This window comes from Pseudescherichia vulneris (assembly GCF_902164725.1).
Classification (GTDB): domain Bacteria; phylum Pseudomonadota; class Gammaproteobacteria; order Enterobacterales; family Enterobacteriaceae; genus Pseudescherichia; species Pseudescherichia vulneris.
The window spans coordinates 4,252,133-4,266,820 of record NZ_LR607338.1; the positions used below are offsets into that span (position 1 = coordinate 4,252,133).

Here is a 14,688-nt window from a genome sequence, read left to right on the forward strand (position 1 = left end):
GTGTGTGAACTGGCCGCCGAACGCTGGCGCAACGGAAAGCGTATTCTGATCGCCTGCGAAGATGAGCGGCAGGCGGTGCGCCTCGACGAGGCCCTGTGGGCGCGTCCGGCCGAGAGCTTTGTGCCGCATAATCTGGCGGGCGAAGGTCCGCGCGGCGGTGCGCCGGTAGAGATTGCCTGGCCACAAAAGCGCAACAGCAGCCCGCGCGATCTGCTGATCAGCCTGCGGGTGAACTTTGCAGATTTTGCCACCGCTTTCACAGAAGTGGTAGACTTCGTTCCTCACGAAGAAACTCTGAAACAACTGGCTCGCGAACGCTATAAGGCCTATCGCCTGGCTGGTTTCAACCTGAACACGGCAACCTGGAAATAATGGAAAAGACATATAACCCCCAAGATATCGAACAGCCGCTTTACGAGCACTGGGAGCAGCAGGGCTACTTCAAACCGAATGGCGATGAGAGCCAGGAGAGCTTCTGCATCATGATCCCGCCGCCGAACGTGACCGGCAGTTTGCATATGGGCCACGCCTTCCAGCAGACCATCATGGATACCATGATCCGCTACCAGCGCATGCAGGGCAAAAACACCCTGTGGCAGGCCGGGACCGACCATGCGGGCATTGCGACCCAGATGGTGGTTGAGCGTAAGATTGCCGCTGAAGAGGGGAAAACCCGCCACGACTACGGTCGCGATGCCTTCATCGACAAGATTTGGCAGTGGAAGGCCGAGTCCGGCGGCACCATCACCCGTCAGATGCGCCGTCTCGGCAACTCCGTGGACTGGGAGCGCGAGCGCTTCACCATGGACGAGGGCCTCTCTAACGCCGTGAAAGAGGTATTCGTTCGCCTCTATAAAGAAGATCTAATCTACCGTGGCAAACGCCTGGTGAACTGGGATCCGAAGCTGCGCACCGCGATTTCCGACCTGGAAGTTGAGAACCGCGAATCAAAAGGTTCCATGTGGCACATTCGCTACCCGCTGGCCGACGGCGCAAAAACCGCCGACGGTAAAGATTACCTGGTGGTCGCCACTACCCGTCCGGAGACCCTGCTGGGGGATACTGGCGTGGCGGTGAACCCGGAAGATCCGCGCTACAAGGATCTGATCGGTAAATTCGTGGTGCTGCCGCTGGTTAACCGTCGCATTCCAATTGTGGGCGACGAGCACGCCGACATGGAGAAAGGCACCGGCTGCGTGAAGATCACCCCGGCGCACGACTTTAACGACTACGAAGTAGGCCGTCGTCACGCCCTGCCAATGATCAATATCCTGACCTTTGACGGCGATATCCGTGAAAGCGCAGAGGTATACGACACCAAAGGCAACGAAACCGACGTCTACTCCAGCGAGATCCCGGCTGAGTTCCAGAAGCTGGAGCGCTTTGCCGCCCGTAAAGCGGTAGTGGCTGCCGTTGACGCCCTTGGCCTGCTGGAAGAGATTAAACCTCACGACCTGACCGTGCCGTACGGCGACCGTGGCGGCGTGGTGATCGAGCCGATGCTGACCGACCAGTGGTACGTGCGTGCCGACGTGCTGGCAAAACCGGCGGTGGAAGCGGTTGAGAACGGTGACATCCAGTTCGTACCGAAGCAGTACGAAAACATGTACTTCTCCTGGATGCGCGATATTCAGGACTGGTGTATCTCCCGTCAGCTGTGGTGGGGCCACCGTATCCCGGCCTGGTACGACAACGAAGGCAACGTCTTTGTTGGCCGTACGGAAGAGGAAGTGCGCCAAGAGAACAACCTGAGCGCCGACGTGGCGCTGCGCCAGGACGAAGACGTGCTGGACACCTGGTTCTCCTCCGCGCTGTGGACCTTCTCCACCCTCGGCTGGCCGGAGAACACCGATGCCCTGCGTCAGTTCCACCCGACCAGCGTGATGGTATCCGGCTTCGACATCATCTTCTTCTGGATCGCCCGCATGATCATGATGACCATGCACTTCATCAAAGATGAAGACGGCAAGCCGCAGATCCCGTTCAAGACCATCTACATGACCGGTCTGATCCGCGACGACGAAGGCCAGAAGATGTCCAAATCCAAGGGCAACGTTATCGATCCGCTGGATATGGTAGACGGTATCTCGCTGGCGGATCTTCTGGAGAAGCGTACCGGCAACATGATGCAGCCGCAGCTGGCCGAGAAAATTGCCAAGCGCACCGAGAAGCAGTTCCCGAACGGCATTGAGCCGCACGGCACCGACGCCCTGCGCTTTACCCTGGCGGCGCTGGCCTCTACCGGCCGCGACATCAACTGGGACATGAAGCGCCTGGAAGGCTACCGCAACTTCTGTAACAAGCTGTGGAACGCCAGCCGCTTTGTGCTGATGAACACCGAAGAGCAGGATTGCGGCTTCAACGGCGGCGAGATGACCCTCTCCCTGGCGGATCGCTGGATCCGTGCCGAGTTCAACCAGACGGTGAAAGCCTTCCGTGAAGCGCTGGACAGCTACCGCTTCGATATTGCTGCGGGCATCCTGTATGAGTTCACCTGGAACCAGTTCTGTGACTGGTATCTGGAGCTGACCAAGCCGGTGATGAACGGTGGCTCTGAAGCGGAGCTGCGCGGCACGCGCAACACGCTGGTGACGGTGCTGGAAGGTCTGCTGCGCCTGGCGCACCCGATCATCCCATTCATTACCGAAACCATCTGGCAGCGCGTGAAGGTGCTTACCGGCAACAACGCCGACACCATCATGCTGCAACCGTTCCCGGCCTTCGATGCCGCCCAGGTTGATGAAGCCGCGGTAGCGGATACCGAGTGGCTGAAGCAGGCGATTGTCGCGGTGCGTAACATCCGCGCCGAGATGAACCTCTCTCCGGCTAAGCCGCTGGAACTGCTGCTGCGCGGCTGCAGCAGCGATGCGGTCCGTCGTGTGAACGACAACCGCAGCTTCCTGCAGACCCTGGCGCGTCTGGAGAGCATCACCCTGCTGCCTGCCGATGATAAAGGTCCGGTTTCCGTGACCAAGATCATCGATGGTGCAGAGCTGCTGATCCCGATGGCTGGCCTGATCGACAAGGATGCCGAGCTGGAGCGTCTGGCAAAAGAGATCGCCAAAGTAGACGTTGAAATTGGTCGTATCGAGAGCAAACTGGGTAACGAAGGCTTTGTGGCGCGCGCGCCGGAAGCGGTCGTTGCTAAAGAGCGTGAGCGTCTGACCGCCCTGGCCGAAGCGAAAGTTAAACTCGCCGAACAGCAGAACGTCATCAGCGCGCTGTAATCGCGTTCGCCCCTTACCTCTCCGGTAAGGGGCACTTATCAACGAAGAGCCTCACCATGAATGTTGCAACCGCCACTCAACTGCACATGCGCCGTATCACGCCTGAAGACAACGCGGCTATCGCCGCCGTTATCCGCCAGGTGTCAGCGGAGTATGGCCTGACCGCCGACAAGGGCTATACCGTTGCCGATCCCAATCTTGACGAGCTGTACGCGCTCTACAGCCAGCCGGGCCACGCCTACTGGGTGATTGAGCAGGATGGCCAGGTGGTAGGCGGCGGCGGCATCGCGCCGCTCCAGTGCAGCGAACCCGATATCTGTGAATTGCAGAAGATGTACTTCCTGCCCGCCGTACGCGGCAAAGGGATGGCGAAAAAGCTGGCGCTCGCTGCGCTGGATCACGCCCGTACGCAAGGGTTTAGCCGCTGCTATCTGGAGACCACCGCGTTTCTGAAAGAGGCGATTGGCCTCTATGAGCATCTGGGCTTTGAACATATCGACGGGCCGCTGGGCTGTACCGGGCACGTCGACTGTGAAGTGCGGATGTTAAAAGCGCTGGCCTGAAATCAGACCGGCACACCGCTGTGAAAACGAAACTCGCTGTCGGGGGTGGCAATCAACGCCGCCTCCACCTCCCCAAAAAAGCGCACTCTGGGCGTGATATCCTGCGGTGAGATCTGCTGAGCCAGCGTCAGGTAGTCCTCGTAGTGCCGCGCCTCGGAACGCAGCAGCGACAGATAGAACTTCTGTAAATCCTCTTCAAGATAGGGTGCCAGGGCGGCAAAACGCTCGCAGGAGCGGGCCTCGATATACGCCCCGCAAATCAGCTTATCAATCAGCGTTAGCGGCTCGTGGGTCCGTACCTCCTTCAGCATCCCTTTGGCGTAGCGGCTGGCGGTGATTTTGACGTAGGGAATGTTCCGCACCGTCATCGCCTCGCGCACCTGCCAGAAGTGATGCAGCTCCTCTTTAATCAGCAGCACCATGCTGTCGATCAGCAGGCGGCCCCAGGGATCGTTGGTCTGCGGCATTACGCCTTTGCCAATCTGCCGGTGCAGGGCGACAAAATCCGGCTCTGGTCCCTCGCGGAAGGTGAAGGCCTCATAAGGTTTAAGCCACTCAAGCAGCGTATCGCTGCCGCTCTTGTCCGCCACGTACTTGCGGACCAGCAGCATCGCCGTCTGCGCGGCCTTCAGCTCGCACACCATATGGTCAGTCAGCAGCAGGGGCAGATTTGCCGGATCGCGAGCTTTGTCGATCCACGCCTGAGGCGTTGGGCAGTGCAGGAAGGTGTGTATCGGAGAGAGTATCTGGGCGTAGTCCATGGAGTTCCTTGCAGTGCGGCAGCGGGCGCTACCGCACGAACAATCAAAGCCAATTCTTAGCGACGTAAAGACTTAGTGACGAGTACCGTTATCGTCTTCGTCGACGTAATCTTCGCCGTCTTCGTCATCACCCTCTTCGCCGTTTGGATCTTCGTAGTAGGTGCCCCAGCCGTCGTACTCAACTTCAAACTTCTCTGCCAGGGTCATCAGCTGCTCAACCTGAGCGTCGATCAGATCGGCATTCAGCGCGCACTCGCTCAGAATGTCGCAGCAGATCACGGTGTCACCCTCTTCTACTTCCAGCTCTTCCGGCTCGGTCACTTCATAACCCATTTTGAACGCCTCTACCGCCACTTTCTCCAGCGTTTCAAAATCGTCGGCGGAGAGGTGGTGCTCGATAGTGTAGAGCGCATCAGGATCGCTACCGTCCTCCAGCAGCTCTTCAATAATCAGACGGGTCTCTTCACGCTGCTCTTCCAGATGTTCCTGGTTTGCCATAGGTTGTTCCTCATAATGTGCGGCAGATACTCTTATTTTCACATACCGTTGCCAATGCCTCCACTCCTGACGGAAAAGATTTGTTGAACAGGGTTGCAAATGAATATTTACACATATAAAGTGAATTTTAATTCAATTATTGGCTTGAGCCATGTGAGGGAAACATGTCTGCGTTATACCACAAACACTTTTTAAAACTGCTCGACTTTACCCCTGCCGAAATTCACGCCCTGCTCCAGCTCGCTGCCCAGCTCAAAAAAGATAAAAAACAAGGCACTGAAGTACAGAGGCTGACTGGAAAAAATATCGCGCTCATCTTCGAAAAAGACTCTACCCGTACCCGATGCTCTTTCGAAGTTGCCGCCTACGACCAGGGCGCACGCGTCACCTATCTGGGGCCAAGCGGAAGCCAGATTGGGCATAAAGAGTCAATCAAGGATACCGCCCGCGTTTTGGGTCGCATGTATGATGGCATTCAGTACCGCGGCCACGGCCAGGAAATCGTCGAGGCGCTGGCCGAATTCGCCGGCGTGCCGGTGTGGAACGGCCTGACCAACGAGTTTCATCCGACCCAGCTGCTGGCAGATCTGCTGACCATGCAGGAGCACCTGCCGGGCAAAGCCTTTAACGAGATGACGCTGGTTTACGCGGGCGACGCACGCAACAACATGGGCAACTCTATGCTGGAGGCCGCCGCGCTGGTGGGGCTGGATCTGCGTCTGGTGGCCCCAGAGGATTGCTGGCCGGAAGCGAGCCTTGTTGCCGAGTGCAGCGCCCTGGCGCAGCAGAACGGCGGCAACATTACCCTGACGGAGAACATTACCGAGGGGGTAAAAGGCGCGGACTTTATCTATACCGACGTTTGGGTATCGATGGGCGAAGCCAAAGAGAAGTGGGCCGAGCGTATCGCGCTGCTGCGCGACTACCAGGTGAACAGCCAGATGCTGGCCCTGACCGGCAACCCGCAGGTAAAGTTCCTGCACTGCCTGCCCGCCTTCCATGACGACCAGACCACCCTCGGCAAACAGATGGCGGAGACCTATGGTCTGCACGGCGGCATGGAGGTGACCGACGAGGTATTTGAGTCGCCGAACAGCGTCGTGTTCGACCAGGCGGAAAACCGGATGCACACCATCAAAGCGGTCATGGTCGCCACCCTCGCCAAGTAAAACTTTCGTTGCCGTAGGCCGGGCAAGCGCTAGCGCCGCCCGGCATTTACGTGGCTTATTAGGCCACCAGCAGCTTCACTACTACCTTACGCACCTGGGCCGGATTGCCCACCGCGCACAGCGGCTTATGCACCTCGCCCGGATAGAAGACCACGAAATCCCCTTCGCTGAGCACCACGGTCTTCTCCTGCTCGCCTTCCGGCAGAAACGCGATGTCCTTATCCGCCAGCCAGTCGGTGTCCGGCGTGCCGGCTGGCAGGGTGCTATAGGTCATCCCCTCCTGGCCTTTCAGTACGATCTGGATATCCAGATAGCGGGCGTGATACTCCGCGCGGCGTTTGGCAAACGGTTCGGTCATATCTTCCGACAGCAGGAAGAAAAGGCGCGAGCCGTCGATATCGTGCTTACCCGTCGGCGTCGCGTCGTTAACGTGCTGTTTGACATACTCAATGGCCTGGGCCAGCTCCTGCGGCAGCCAGGACTGAAGGTTGTGAATGTTGCCTGTGATCATGGATAACCTCTCGATATAAAACGTTGTTTCATTTTTAACTTTTATACGAGAATTTTGCCTACCCTACCACCCCTTTTTAGCGAACCCTTGCGATAGCGCATATTTATTGGCAAAGAAGTTAACTTTTTGTTAAAAGCCAGGGCAATATTATGCACTCTCGTCGCATAAGTGCCGCTTTATATTTAACCAGCTGTAAATTATGCTGCTGAAAAAACAGTATTAATAAAAAAAACCGCCGCAGGATCACACATTACTTCACAACGTATTTTCAACTATGCCAGCATATTTATTTTATCATTCTTCAATCATAGAAATAAAAAAAACAGAAAAATGAATAGTCATGCACACCCTTAAATTAAATTATTTAATTTCAAACAGATAGAATCATACCTTTGGTGTGCATCCGTACATTTCATTAACAAAATAAAATATTGTCACGTATTAATGCGTAGCAATGCATCGCGTTACTTCAATAAAAAGCGGATTCTCTGAACCATCTCAAATAAACCAAATTGGGTTATTCCATCGCCGTTCCCCTGTGAGCAGTCTCACATAATTAATGCAACAGGCAACTATTATAGCCACGAAATCCAGCGAAGCTCGTGCGCTATGAAATAACGCATTTCATAGCGTCCCCCCTCTTATTGCCGGAAAACGTAAGGAACCGTTATGGAAAAACACTACGTCGGATCGGAAGTGGGCCAGTTACGCAGCGTAATGCTGCACCGTCCTAATCTGAGCCTGAAAAGACTGACACCCTCTAATTGTCAGGAGCTGTTATTTGATGATGTATTATCCGTCGAGCGCGCGGGTGAAGAGCACGATATTTTCGCTACAACCCTACGTGAGCAGGGTGTTGAGGTGCTATTACTGACCGATCTCTTAACCCAGACGCTGGATACGCCAGATGCCAAGGAGTGGCTGCTGAAAACCCAGGTCTCTGACTACCGCCTGGGGCCCGCTTTTGCCAGCGATGTACGCGGCTGGCTGGCGGATATGCCCCACCGCGAGCTGGCCCGACGGTTAAGCGGCGGACTGACCTACGGTGAAATACCGGCTTCGATTAACAATATGGTTGTCGATATTCATACCGCGAATGACTTTATTATGAAGCCGTTGCCTAACCATCTCTTTACCCGCGACACCTCCTGCTGGATATATAACGGCGTCTCTATAAATCCTATGGCAAAACCGGCCCGCCAGCGCGAAACCAATAATCTGCGAGCCATCTACCGCTGGCATCCGCTGTTTATTAACGGCGACTTTATTAAATATTTCGGTGATGAAGACATTAATTACGACCACGCCACCCTGGAAGGGGGCGATGTATTAGTCATTGGCCGTGGCACGGTATTAATCGGCCTGTCTGAACGCACCACGCCCCAGGGGGTCGAGTTCCTTGCCTCCGCCCTGTTCACCCACCGCCAGGCTGAACGCGTTATCGCCGTCGAGCTGCCGAAACACCGCTCCTGTATGCACCTCGACACGGTGATGACCCACGTCGATATCGACACCTTCTCCGTCTACCCGGAAGTGGTTCGCCCGGACGTGCAGTGCTGGACGCTAACGCCCAATGGCCACGGCGGGATTGCCCGTCGCCAGGAGACGACCCTGCTGCGAGCGCTGGAGAAAGCGCTCGGCGTTACGCAGATCAAGCTGATCACCACCGGCGGCGACGCCTTTGAAGCCGAGCGCGAGCAGTGGAACGACGCCAATAACGTCCTGACCCTGCGCCCCGGCGTGGTGATCGGCTACGAACGCAACGTCTGGACCAATGAGAAGTACGACAAGGCAGGGATTACCGTTCTGCCTATTCCAGGCGATGAGCTGGGACGCGGACGCGGCGGCGCACGCTGCATGAGCTGTCCGCTGGAACGCGACGCAATTTAAGGCAAGGAGCAGAGAATGAAAACGGAGATGAAACCGACCCTCGTGGTCGCCCTTGGCGGCAACGCCCTGCTGAAACGCGGCGAGCCGCTGGAGGCCGCGATCCAGCGTAAAAATATCGATCTGGCCGCCGAGACGATTGCCCAGCTTACCCAGCGCTGGCGGGTGGTGCTGGTGCACGGCAACGGCCCACAGGTGGGGCTGCTGGCGCTGCAAAACAGCGCCTATACCGGCGTTACGCCCTATCCGCTGGATGTGCTGGGGGCCGAGAGTCAGGGAATGATTGGCTACATGCTGCAACAGTCGCTGAAAAACCGGCTGCCGAAATGCGAGGTCAGCGTCCTGCTGACTCAGGTGGCGGTGGATCCCACCGATCCGGCTCTGGCCAATCCCACGAAATACATTGGCCCGGTGTATGACCAGCCGCAGGCCGATGCGCTGGCCGCCGAAAAGGGGTGGTGCTTTAAAGCCGACGGCAGCTATTTCCGCCGCGTGGTTCCCTCCCCGCAGCCGATGCGCATCGTCGAGCGCGATGCAATCGAGGCGCTTCTCCAGCGCGACCATCTGGTGATCTGCAACGGCGGCGGCGGCGTGCCGGTGGTTGAGCAGGCTGACGGCTATCACGGTATTGAAGCGGTGATTGATAAAGACCTCTCTGCGGCTCTGCTGGCCCGCCAGCTAGAGGCCGATGCGCTGCTGATCCTCACCGATGCTGACGCGGTCTATCTCAACTGGGGTACGCCAAGGCAGCGCCCGCTCACCGAGGCCACCCCGCAGGAGCTGAGTGGGTTTACCTTCGACGCCGGTTCGATGGGCCCCAAAGTCGCCGCCTGCTGCCGCTTTGTGAAGACCTGCAACGGCATCGCCGGGATCGGCTCCCTGGCAGATGGCCCGGCCATTCTGGCCGGCGAGCGAGGAACCCTGATCCGCAACGATCCCCTGCAATAAATAGATTAAGGACGACGTATGAAAATCGCTTTGAAAAACCGCAACTTCCTCAAGCTACTGGATTTTACCTCAGATGAGATCCACTTCCTGATCGATATGGCGATGGAGCTGAAAGCCGCGAAAAAAGCGGGCTGTGAGAAGCAGACCCTGGGCGGCAAAAACATTGCGCTGATCTTCGAGAAAAGCTCGACCCGTACCCGCTGCGCCTTTGAGGTAGCCGCGTTTGATCAGGGTGCGCAGGTGACCTACATCGGACCGAGTGGGTCGCAGATTGGTCACAAGGAGTCCATGAAGGACACTGCCCGCGTGCTCGGTCGCATGTACGATGGCATTGAGTATCGCGGCTATGGCCAGGCGATCGTTGAGGAGCTGGGAGAGTACGCCGGCGTACCGGTATGGAACGGTCTGACCAACGAGTTTCACCCCACGCAGATCCTGGCCGATCTGATGACCATGCTGGAGCACGCGCCGGGTAAACGCCTCTCCGCGCTGCGCTTTGCCTACCTGGGCGATGCGCGTAACAACATGGGTAACAGCCTGATGGTTGGCGCAGCCAAGATGGGGATGGATATCCGGCTGGTAGCACCAAAAGCGTTCTGGCCAGAAGAGACGCTGGTGGCGCAGTGTCGGGAGATTGCGTGGGAGACCGGGGCAAAAATCACCCTGACCGAGAACGTTGCCGAGGGTGTCGCCGGCGTTGATTTCCTCTACACCGACGTCTGGGTCTCGATGGGTGAGCCAAAAGAGGCGTGGGGCGAGCGCGTCAGCCTGATGAAGCCTTATCAGGTCAATCAGCAGGTCATAGAGGCCACTGGCAATCCGCAGGTGAAATTTATGCACTGCCTGCCCGCCTTCCATAACGCGCACACCACCGTGGGACGGGAAATCGAGCTGGCCTATGGCCTGAAGGGGCTGGAAGTCACCGAAGAGGTGTTCGAATCCGCCCACTCCATCGTGTTCGATGAAGCAGAGAACCGGATGCACACCATCAAAGCCGTAATGGTGGCGACCCTCGGCGAGTAACCATCCCGGGCGTCGCGGCATCTGCGACGCCCAAACAGGAAGAAAACCCTATGCGCAGATTTAAATTCCCCTCTGCTTACACCATTCTTTTTATTCTGATCGCGCTGGTTGCCGCGCTGAGCTGGATTGTCCCGGCCGGGCACTATCAGATGGTCATGAACGAGACGCTGGGTAAAGAGGTCCCCGTCGCAGGCACCTATGCGCACGTTGCGGCCCAACCGCAGGGGATCGTTTCCGTTATTATGGCCCCCATCAGCGGCCTGTACGATCCCGATACCGGCCAGGCGGGCGCAATTGACGTTGCCCTGTTCGTGCTGATCATCGGCGGATTTCTGGGGATCGTCAATAAAACCGGGGCCATCGACGCCGGGATCGAACGCGTCACGCTGAAGCTCAGCGGCCGCGAGGAGTGGATGATCCCGATCCTGATGGGGCTATTTGCCGCAGGCGGTACGATCTACGGCATGGCTGAAGAGTCGCTGCCGTTCTACACCCTGCTGGTGCCGGTCATGATGGCGGCACGCTTCGATCCGCTGGTAGCCGCTTCTACGGTGCTGCTGGGGGCGGGCATCGGCACGCTCGGCTCCACGATAAACCCCTTCGCCACGGTGATTGCCGCCAACGCGGCGGGCATTCCGTTTACGACTGGCATCTGGCTGCGCGTGGCGCTGCTGGTGGCGGGCTGGCTTATCTGCGTCGCGTGGGTCATGCGCTATGCGCGTCAGGTACGGCAGGATCCCAGCAAATCCGTCGTGGCGGATAAGCAGGACGAGAACATCGCCCACTTCCTGGGCGGCAAACGCCAGCAGGATCTGGCTTTCACCGGCACGCGTAAGCTTATCCTGGTTATCTTCGCCCTCGCGTTTGCGGTGATGATCTACGGCGTGGCGGTGCTGGGCTGGTGGATGGGGCAGATCTCCGGCGTCTTTCTCGCGGCGGCCATTATTACCGGGCTGCTGGCCCGCATGAGCGAGGAGGAGCTGACCTCCACCTTTATTGACGGCGCACGGGATCTGCTTGGCGTGGCGTTAATCATCGGCATCGCCCGCGGCATCGTAGTGGTGATGGACAAGGGCATGATTACCCATACCATCCTGCACAGCGCCGAGGGGCTGGTGGGCGGCCTCTCCAGCATGGTGTTTATTAACGTGATGTACTGGCTGGAGGTAGTGCTCTCTTTTCTGGTGCCCTCCTCCTCGGGGCTGGCAGTGCTGACCATGCCGATCATGGCTCCGCTGGCGGATTTTGCCCGCGTCGATCGCGATCTGGTGGTCACCGCCTATCAGGCTGCGTCCGGCATTGTCAATCTGGTTACCCCCACCTCAGCGGTGGTGATGGGCGGGCTGGCGATTGCCCGCGTGCCTTACGTCCGCTATCTGAAGTGGGTTGCACCGCTGCTGCTGATGCTGACCGTGCTGATCTGCCTGATATTAAGCCTCGGCGCGCTGCTTTAACCCCAACAGGGAGAAAAGAGTATGAAGGACTATCGCGACTGCTCCACCAGAGAACAGCAGCAGCTGGCCGCCTGTCGACGACTGGTGACCGAGAAGAGCTATCTGTCGCAGGAGGCGATCCGTCGGGACCTTCAGCGGCACGGCTTTAACAGCATCAGCCAGTCCACGGTATCGCGCCTGCTGAAGCTGCTGGGGATTATCAAGATCCGCAATGCCAAGGGGCAGCGGATCTATGCCCTCAATCCGCAGCTGCGCCCGGCACCGGATGCCACCCGCTGCCTCTCCGACATGGTGCTTAACGTCGAGCACAACCGCGAGTTTATTCTTATTCACACCGCTGCGGGATATGGGCGAGCGGTAGCCCGTATCCTTGACTACCACGCGTTGCCGGAGATCCTTGGCGTGGTGGCAGGCAGCAGCATCGTTTGGGTCGCTCCGCGCGACGTACAGCGTACCGCCTTGGTGCGCAACCGCGTTAACCATCTATTAAAAATGCATATATATGCAAAATAACCGTTTGCTTCTGATAAATAGCGCATCGATCCCTTGATTCGCATTATGAGCTGAGTATAATCGCCGACAATTTGCCGGGAGGAAGCATGGTCAAGTTCGTTCGACACACTGTCTCACCGCGCCTGAAAGAGGGCGCTGGCCTGCCGTTTTTCTTCCCAATGCTCACCTATTTCTATAGCCCCTCTTTTGAGGGGCTTTTTTTTGCGCAGACGTCAGGAGATAACCATGGCTAATCCGCTCTATCAGAAACATATCATTTCCATAAACGATCTCAGCCGCGAAGAACTGGAACAGGTACTGGAGACCGCTGCCAGCCTGAAGGCTAACCCGCAGCCGGAGCTGCTGAAGCACAAGGTGATCGCCAGCTGCTTCTTTGAAGCCTCTACCCGCACCCGCCTGTCGTTTGAGACCGCGATGCACCGCCTGGGCGCGAGCGTGGTCGGCTTCTCCGACAGCAGCAACACCTCGCTGGGTAAAAAAGGCGAGACCCTGGCGGACACCATCTCCGTGATCGGCACCTACGTTGACGCCATCGTAATGCGTCACCCGCAAGAGGGCGCGGCGCGGCTGGCCACTGAGTTCTCCGGCGGTATTCCGGTATTGAACGCGGGCGACGGCGCAAACCAGCACCCGACCCAAACCCTGCTCGATCTCTTTACCATCCAGGAGACCCAGGGCCGGCTGGAGAACCTCAACATCGCGATGGTGGGCGACCTCAAGTATGGCCGCACCGTCCACTCGCTGGCCCAGGCGCTGGCGAAGTTTAACGGCAACCGCTTCCTGTTTATCGCCCCCGATGCGCTAGCGATGCCGCAGTACATCCTCGATATGCTGGATGAGCGCGGGATTGCCTGGAGCCAGCATGCCACCATCGAAGAGGTGATCCCGGAGGTGGATATCCTTTACATGACACGCGTGCAGAAAGAGCGTCTGGATCCGTCCGAATACGCCAACGTGAAGGCGCAGTTCGTCCTGTGTGCCAGCGATCTGCACAGCGCCCGCGGCAATATGAAGGTGCTGCACCCGCTGCCGCGCGTCGATGAGATTGCCACCGACGTGGATAAGACGCCGCACGCCTGGTACTTCCAGCAGGCGGGCAACGGCATCTATGCTCGTCAGGCGCTGCTGGCGCTGGTGCTTAACCGCGATTTGGCCTAACAGAGGGGGAAACGAGATGACACACGACAATAAACTGCAGGTCGAAGCGATCAAGCGTGGCACGGTGATCGACCATATCCCGGCGCAGGTGGGCTTTAAGCTGCTAACCCTGTTTAAGCTGACCGAAACCGACCAGCGGATCACCATCGGCCTGAACCTGCCCTCGGGCGAGATGGACCGCAAGGATCTGATCAAGATCGAAAACACCTTCCTCACCGACGAGCAGGTTAACCAGCTGGCGCTCTATGCCCCGCAGGCGACGGTAAACCGCATCGACGACTATGAGGTGGTAGGCAAGTCGCGGCCTCACCTGCCGTCGCGCATTGAGGCGGTGCTGATCTGCCCCAACAGCAACTGCATCAGCCACGCCGAGCCGGTGTTCTCCAGCTTTGCGGTGAAGCAACGCGCCAACGACATTGCCCTGAAGTGTAAATACTGCGAGAAAGAGTTTTCTCACACGGTGGTGCTGTCACACACCCGTTAATTCAGATTGGTCATCGCCGCCGCGCTGCCTATAATGGCGCGGAACCTCAATACCATTCGCTTTCAGGAGAAATCATGACAAAAATCATCGCGACGGAAAATGCACCGGCAGCCATTGGTCCTTATGTTCAGGCGGTCGATCTCGGCAATATGATCCTTACGTCTGGCCAGATCCCGGTCGATCCAAAAACCGGCAGCGTGCCAGAGGATATCGCCGCTCAGGCGCGCCAGTCGCTGGATAACGTTAAGGCTATCGTGGAAGCCGCTGGCCTGAAGGTAGGCGATATTGTTAAAACCACGGTGTTCGTGAAAGATCTCAACGATTTCGCTACCGTTAACGCGACCTACGAAGCGTTCTTTAATGAGCACCAGGCTGCCTTCCCGGCGCGCTCCTGCGTAGAAGTTGCCCGCCTGCCGAAAGACGTGAAGATCGAGATCGAAGCGATCGCCGTGCGTCGTTAAGCGTCGACTCAGACTGGATAACGCCGGGCAG

Annotated in this window: 17 protein-coding genes; 14 read left to right on the forward strand and 3 right to left on the reverse strand. The window is 57.7% G+C overall.

The annotated features are described in order from the left end of the window. The 3 genes from FN633_RS17690 to FN633_RS17700 form a co-directional block, all read left to right on the forward strand. Positions 1–372, forward strand: a 372-nt coding sequence (locus tag FN633_RS17690; protein ID WP_154058675.1) for a DNA polymerase III subunit chi, incomplete at its 5' end; no start/stop codon positions are given. Then, complete coding sequence (locus FN633_RS17695) at positions 372–3,227, forward strand: valine--tRNA ligase (protein WP_154058676.1); 2,856 nt, start codon at positions 372–374, stop codon at positions 3,225–3,227. The genes FN633_RS17690 and FN633_RS17695, both read left to right, overlap by 1 nt. A gap of 56 nt (positions 3,228–3,283) precedes the next feature. Next, positions 3,284–3,790 carry a GNAT family N-acetyltransferase gene (locus tag FN633_RS17700; protein WP_154058678.1) on the forward strand — a complete coding sequence of 169 codons (507 nt, stop codon included), beginning with the start codon at positions 3,284–3,286 and terminating at the stop codon, positions 3,788–3,790. Positions 3,791–3,792: 2 nt separating this feature from the next. Here the strand turns inward: FN633_RS17700 and miaE are convergent, their stop codons facing one another. Further along, positions 3,793–4,551 (reverse strand): tRNA isopentenyl-2-thiomethyl-A-37 hydroxylase MiaE, encoded by a 759-nt coding sequence (gene miaE, locus FN633_RS17705; RefSeq protein ID WP_154058680.1) that lies wholly within the window; start codon positions 4,549–4,551, stop codon positions 3,793–3,795. A 72-nt stretch (positions 4,552–4,623) separates the two neighbouring features. Next, entirely contained in the window at positions 4,624–5,049 is a 426-nt protein-coding gene (rraB, locus tag FN633_RS17710) for a ribonuclease E inhibitor RraB (protein WP_154058682.1), read from the reverse strand. A 99-nt stretch (positions 5,050–5,148) separates the two neighbouring features. Between rraB and argL the strand changes: the two genes are divergently transcribed. Together argL and argF (FN633_RS17715) are read left to right on the forward strand one after the other, a co-directional pair. Next, complete coding sequence (argL, locus tag FN633_RS18650; RefSeq protein ID WP_243731516.1) at positions 5,149–5,244, forward strand: putative translational regulatory protein ArgL; 96 nt, start codon at positions 5,149–5,151, stop codon at positions 5,242–5,244. Next, on the forward strand, positions 5,214–6,218 hold the full coding sequence (gene argF / locus FN633_RS17715) for an ornithine carbamoyltransferase (RefSeq protein ID WP_154058684.1): 1,005 nt from the start codon (positions 5,214–5,216) through the stop codon (positions 6,216–6,218). Before argL ends, argF (FN633_RS17715) begins: the two co-directional genes overlap by 31 nt. A gap of 58 nt (positions 6,219–6,276) precedes the next feature. Here the strand turns inward: argF (FN633_RS17715) and FN633_RS17720 are convergent, their stop codons facing one another. After that, positions 6,277–6,729, reverse strand: a complete 453-nt coding sequence (locus FN633_RS17720; protein ID WP_154058686.1) for a YhcH/YjgK/YiaL family protein — start codon at positions 6,727–6,729, stop codon at positions 6,277–6,279. Between the two features lie 669 nt (positions 6,730–7,398). On the opposite strand from FN633_RS17720, the gene arcA reads away from it, so the two are divergent. The 9 genes from arcA to ridA all read left to right on the forward strand — a co-directional run bounded on the left by arcA (position 7,399) and on the right by ridA (position 14,657). Beyond that, a complete protein-coding gene (gene arcA, locus FN633_RS17725; RefSeq protein WP_154058687.1) occupies positions 7,399–8,619 on the forward strand; it encodes an arginine deiminase in 1,221 nt (406 codons plus the stop codon). A gap of 15 nt (positions 8,620–8,634) precedes the next feature. Further along, a complete protein-coding gene (gene arcC, locus FN633_RS17730; protein ID WP_243731517.1) occupies positions 8,635–9,564 on the forward strand; it encodes a carbamate kinase in 930 nt (309 codons plus the stop codon). 18 nt (positions 9,565–9,582) lie between these two features. Continuing rightward, a complete protein-coding gene (gene argF / locus FN633_RS17735; RefSeq protein ID WP_154058688.1) occupies positions 9,583–10,587 on the forward strand; it encodes an ornithine carbamoyltransferase in 1,005 nt (334 codons plus the stop codon). A 50-nt stretch (positions 10,588–10,637) separates the two neighbouring features. After that, complete coding sequence (locus FN633_RS17740) at positions 10,638–12,041, forward strand: YfcC family protein (protein WP_154058689.1); 1,404 nt, start codon at positions 10,638–10,640, stop codon at positions 12,039–12,041. A gap of 21 nt (positions 12,042–12,062) precedes the next feature. Continuing rightward, positions 12,063–12,554, forward strand: a complete 492-nt coding sequence (locus FN633_RS17745; RefSeq protein WP_154058690.1) for an arginine repressor — start codon at positions 12,063–12,065, stop codon at positions 12,552–12,554. A gap of 86 nt (positions 12,555–12,640) precedes the next feature. Next, complete coding sequence (locus FN633_RS17750; protein WP_208674145.1) at positions 12,641–12,787, forward strand: pyrBI operon leader peptide; 147 nt, start codon at positions 12,641–12,643, stop codon at positions 12,785–12,787. After that, on the forward strand, positions 12,780–13,712 hold the full coding sequence (pyrB, locus tag FN633_RS17755) for an aspartate carbamoyltransferase (RefSeq protein WP_154058692.1): 933 nt from the start codon (positions 12,780–12,782) through the stop codon (positions 13,710–13,712). The genes FN633_RS17750 and pyrB overlap by 8 nt, the downstream gene beginning before the upstream one ends. A 16-nt stretch (positions 13,713–13,728) precedes the next feature. Further along, complete coding sequence (gene pyrI, locus FN633_RS17760) at positions 13,729–14,196, forward strand: aspartate carbamoyltransferase regulatory subunit (RefSeq protein ID WP_154058693.1); 468 nt, start codon at positions 13,729–13,731, stop codon at positions 14,194–14,196. Between the two features lie 74 nt (positions 14,197–14,270). Further along, complete coding sequence (gene ridA / locus FN633_RS17765) at positions 14,271–14,657, forward strand: 2-iminobutanoate/2-iminopropanoate deaminase (protein WP_042388394.1); 387 nt, start codon at positions 14,271–14,273, stop codon at positions 14,655–14,657. Positions 14,658–14,688 lie beyond the last annotated feature (31 nt).

Excerpts from the sequence above, each read along its gene's own strand:
- FN633_RS17695 (WP_154058676.1), top strand. The coding sequence starts at position 372 with ATGGAAAAGACATATAACCCCCAAGATATCGAACAGCCGCTTTACGAG.
- FN633_RS17700 (WP_154058678.1), top strand. The coding sequence starts at position 3,284 with ATGAATGTTGCAACCGCCACTCAACTGCACATGCGCCGTATCACGCCT.
- miaE (WP_154058680.1), bottom strand. The coding sequence starts at position 4,551 with ATGGACTACGCCCAGATACTCTCTCCGATACACACCTTCCTGCACTGC.
- rraB (WP_154058682.1), bottom strand. The coding sequence starts at position 5,049 with ATGGCAAACCAGGAACATCTGGAAGAGCAGCGTGAAGAGACCCGTCTG.
- argL (WP_243731516.1), top strand. The coding sequence starts at position 5,149 with ATGAATATTTACACATATAAAGTGAATTTTAATTCAATTATTGGCTTG.
- argF (WP_154058684.1), top strand. The coding sequence starts at position 5,214 with ATGTCTGCGTTATACCACAAACACTTTTTAAAACTGCTCGACTTTACC.
- FN633_RS17720 (WP_154058686.1), bottom strand. The coding sequence starts at position 6,729 with ATGATCACAGGCAACATTCACAACCTTCAGTCCTGGCTGCCGCAGGAG.
- arcA (WP_154058687.1), top strand. The coding sequence starts at position 7,399 with ATGGAAAAACACTACGTCGGATCGGAAGTGGGCCAGTTACGCAGCGTA.
- arcC (WP_243731517.1), top strand. The coding sequence starts at position 8,635 with ATGAAAACGGAGATGAAACCGACCCTCGTGGTCGCCCTTGGCGGCAAC.
- argF (WP_154058688.1), top strand. The coding sequence starts at position 9,583 with ATGAAAATCGCTTTGAAAAACCGCAACTTCCTCAAGCTACTGGATTTT.
- FN633_RS17740 (WP_154058689.1), top strand. The coding sequence starts at position 10,638 with ATGCGCAGATTTAAATTCCCCTCTGCTTACACCATTCTTTTTATTCTG.
- FN633_RS17745 (WP_154058690.1), top strand. The coding sequence starts at position 12,063 with ATGAAGGACTATCGCGACTGCTCCACCAGAGAACAGCAGCAGCTGGCC.
- FN633_RS17750 (WP_208674145.1), top strand. The coding sequence starts at position 12,641 with ATGGTCAAGTTCGTTCGACACACTGTCTCACCGCGCCTGAAAGAGGGC.
- pyrB (WP_154058692.1), top strand. The coding sequence starts at position 12,780 with ATGGCTAATCCGCTCTATCAGAAACATATCATTTCCATAAACGATCTC.
- pyrI (WP_154058693.1), top strand. The coding sequence starts at position 13,729 with ATGACACACGACAATAAACTGCAGGTCGAAGCGATCAAGCGTGGCACG.
- ridA (WP_042388394.1), top strand. The coding sequence starts at position 14,271 with ATGACAAAAATCATCGCGACGGAAAATGCACCGGCAGCCATTGGTCCT.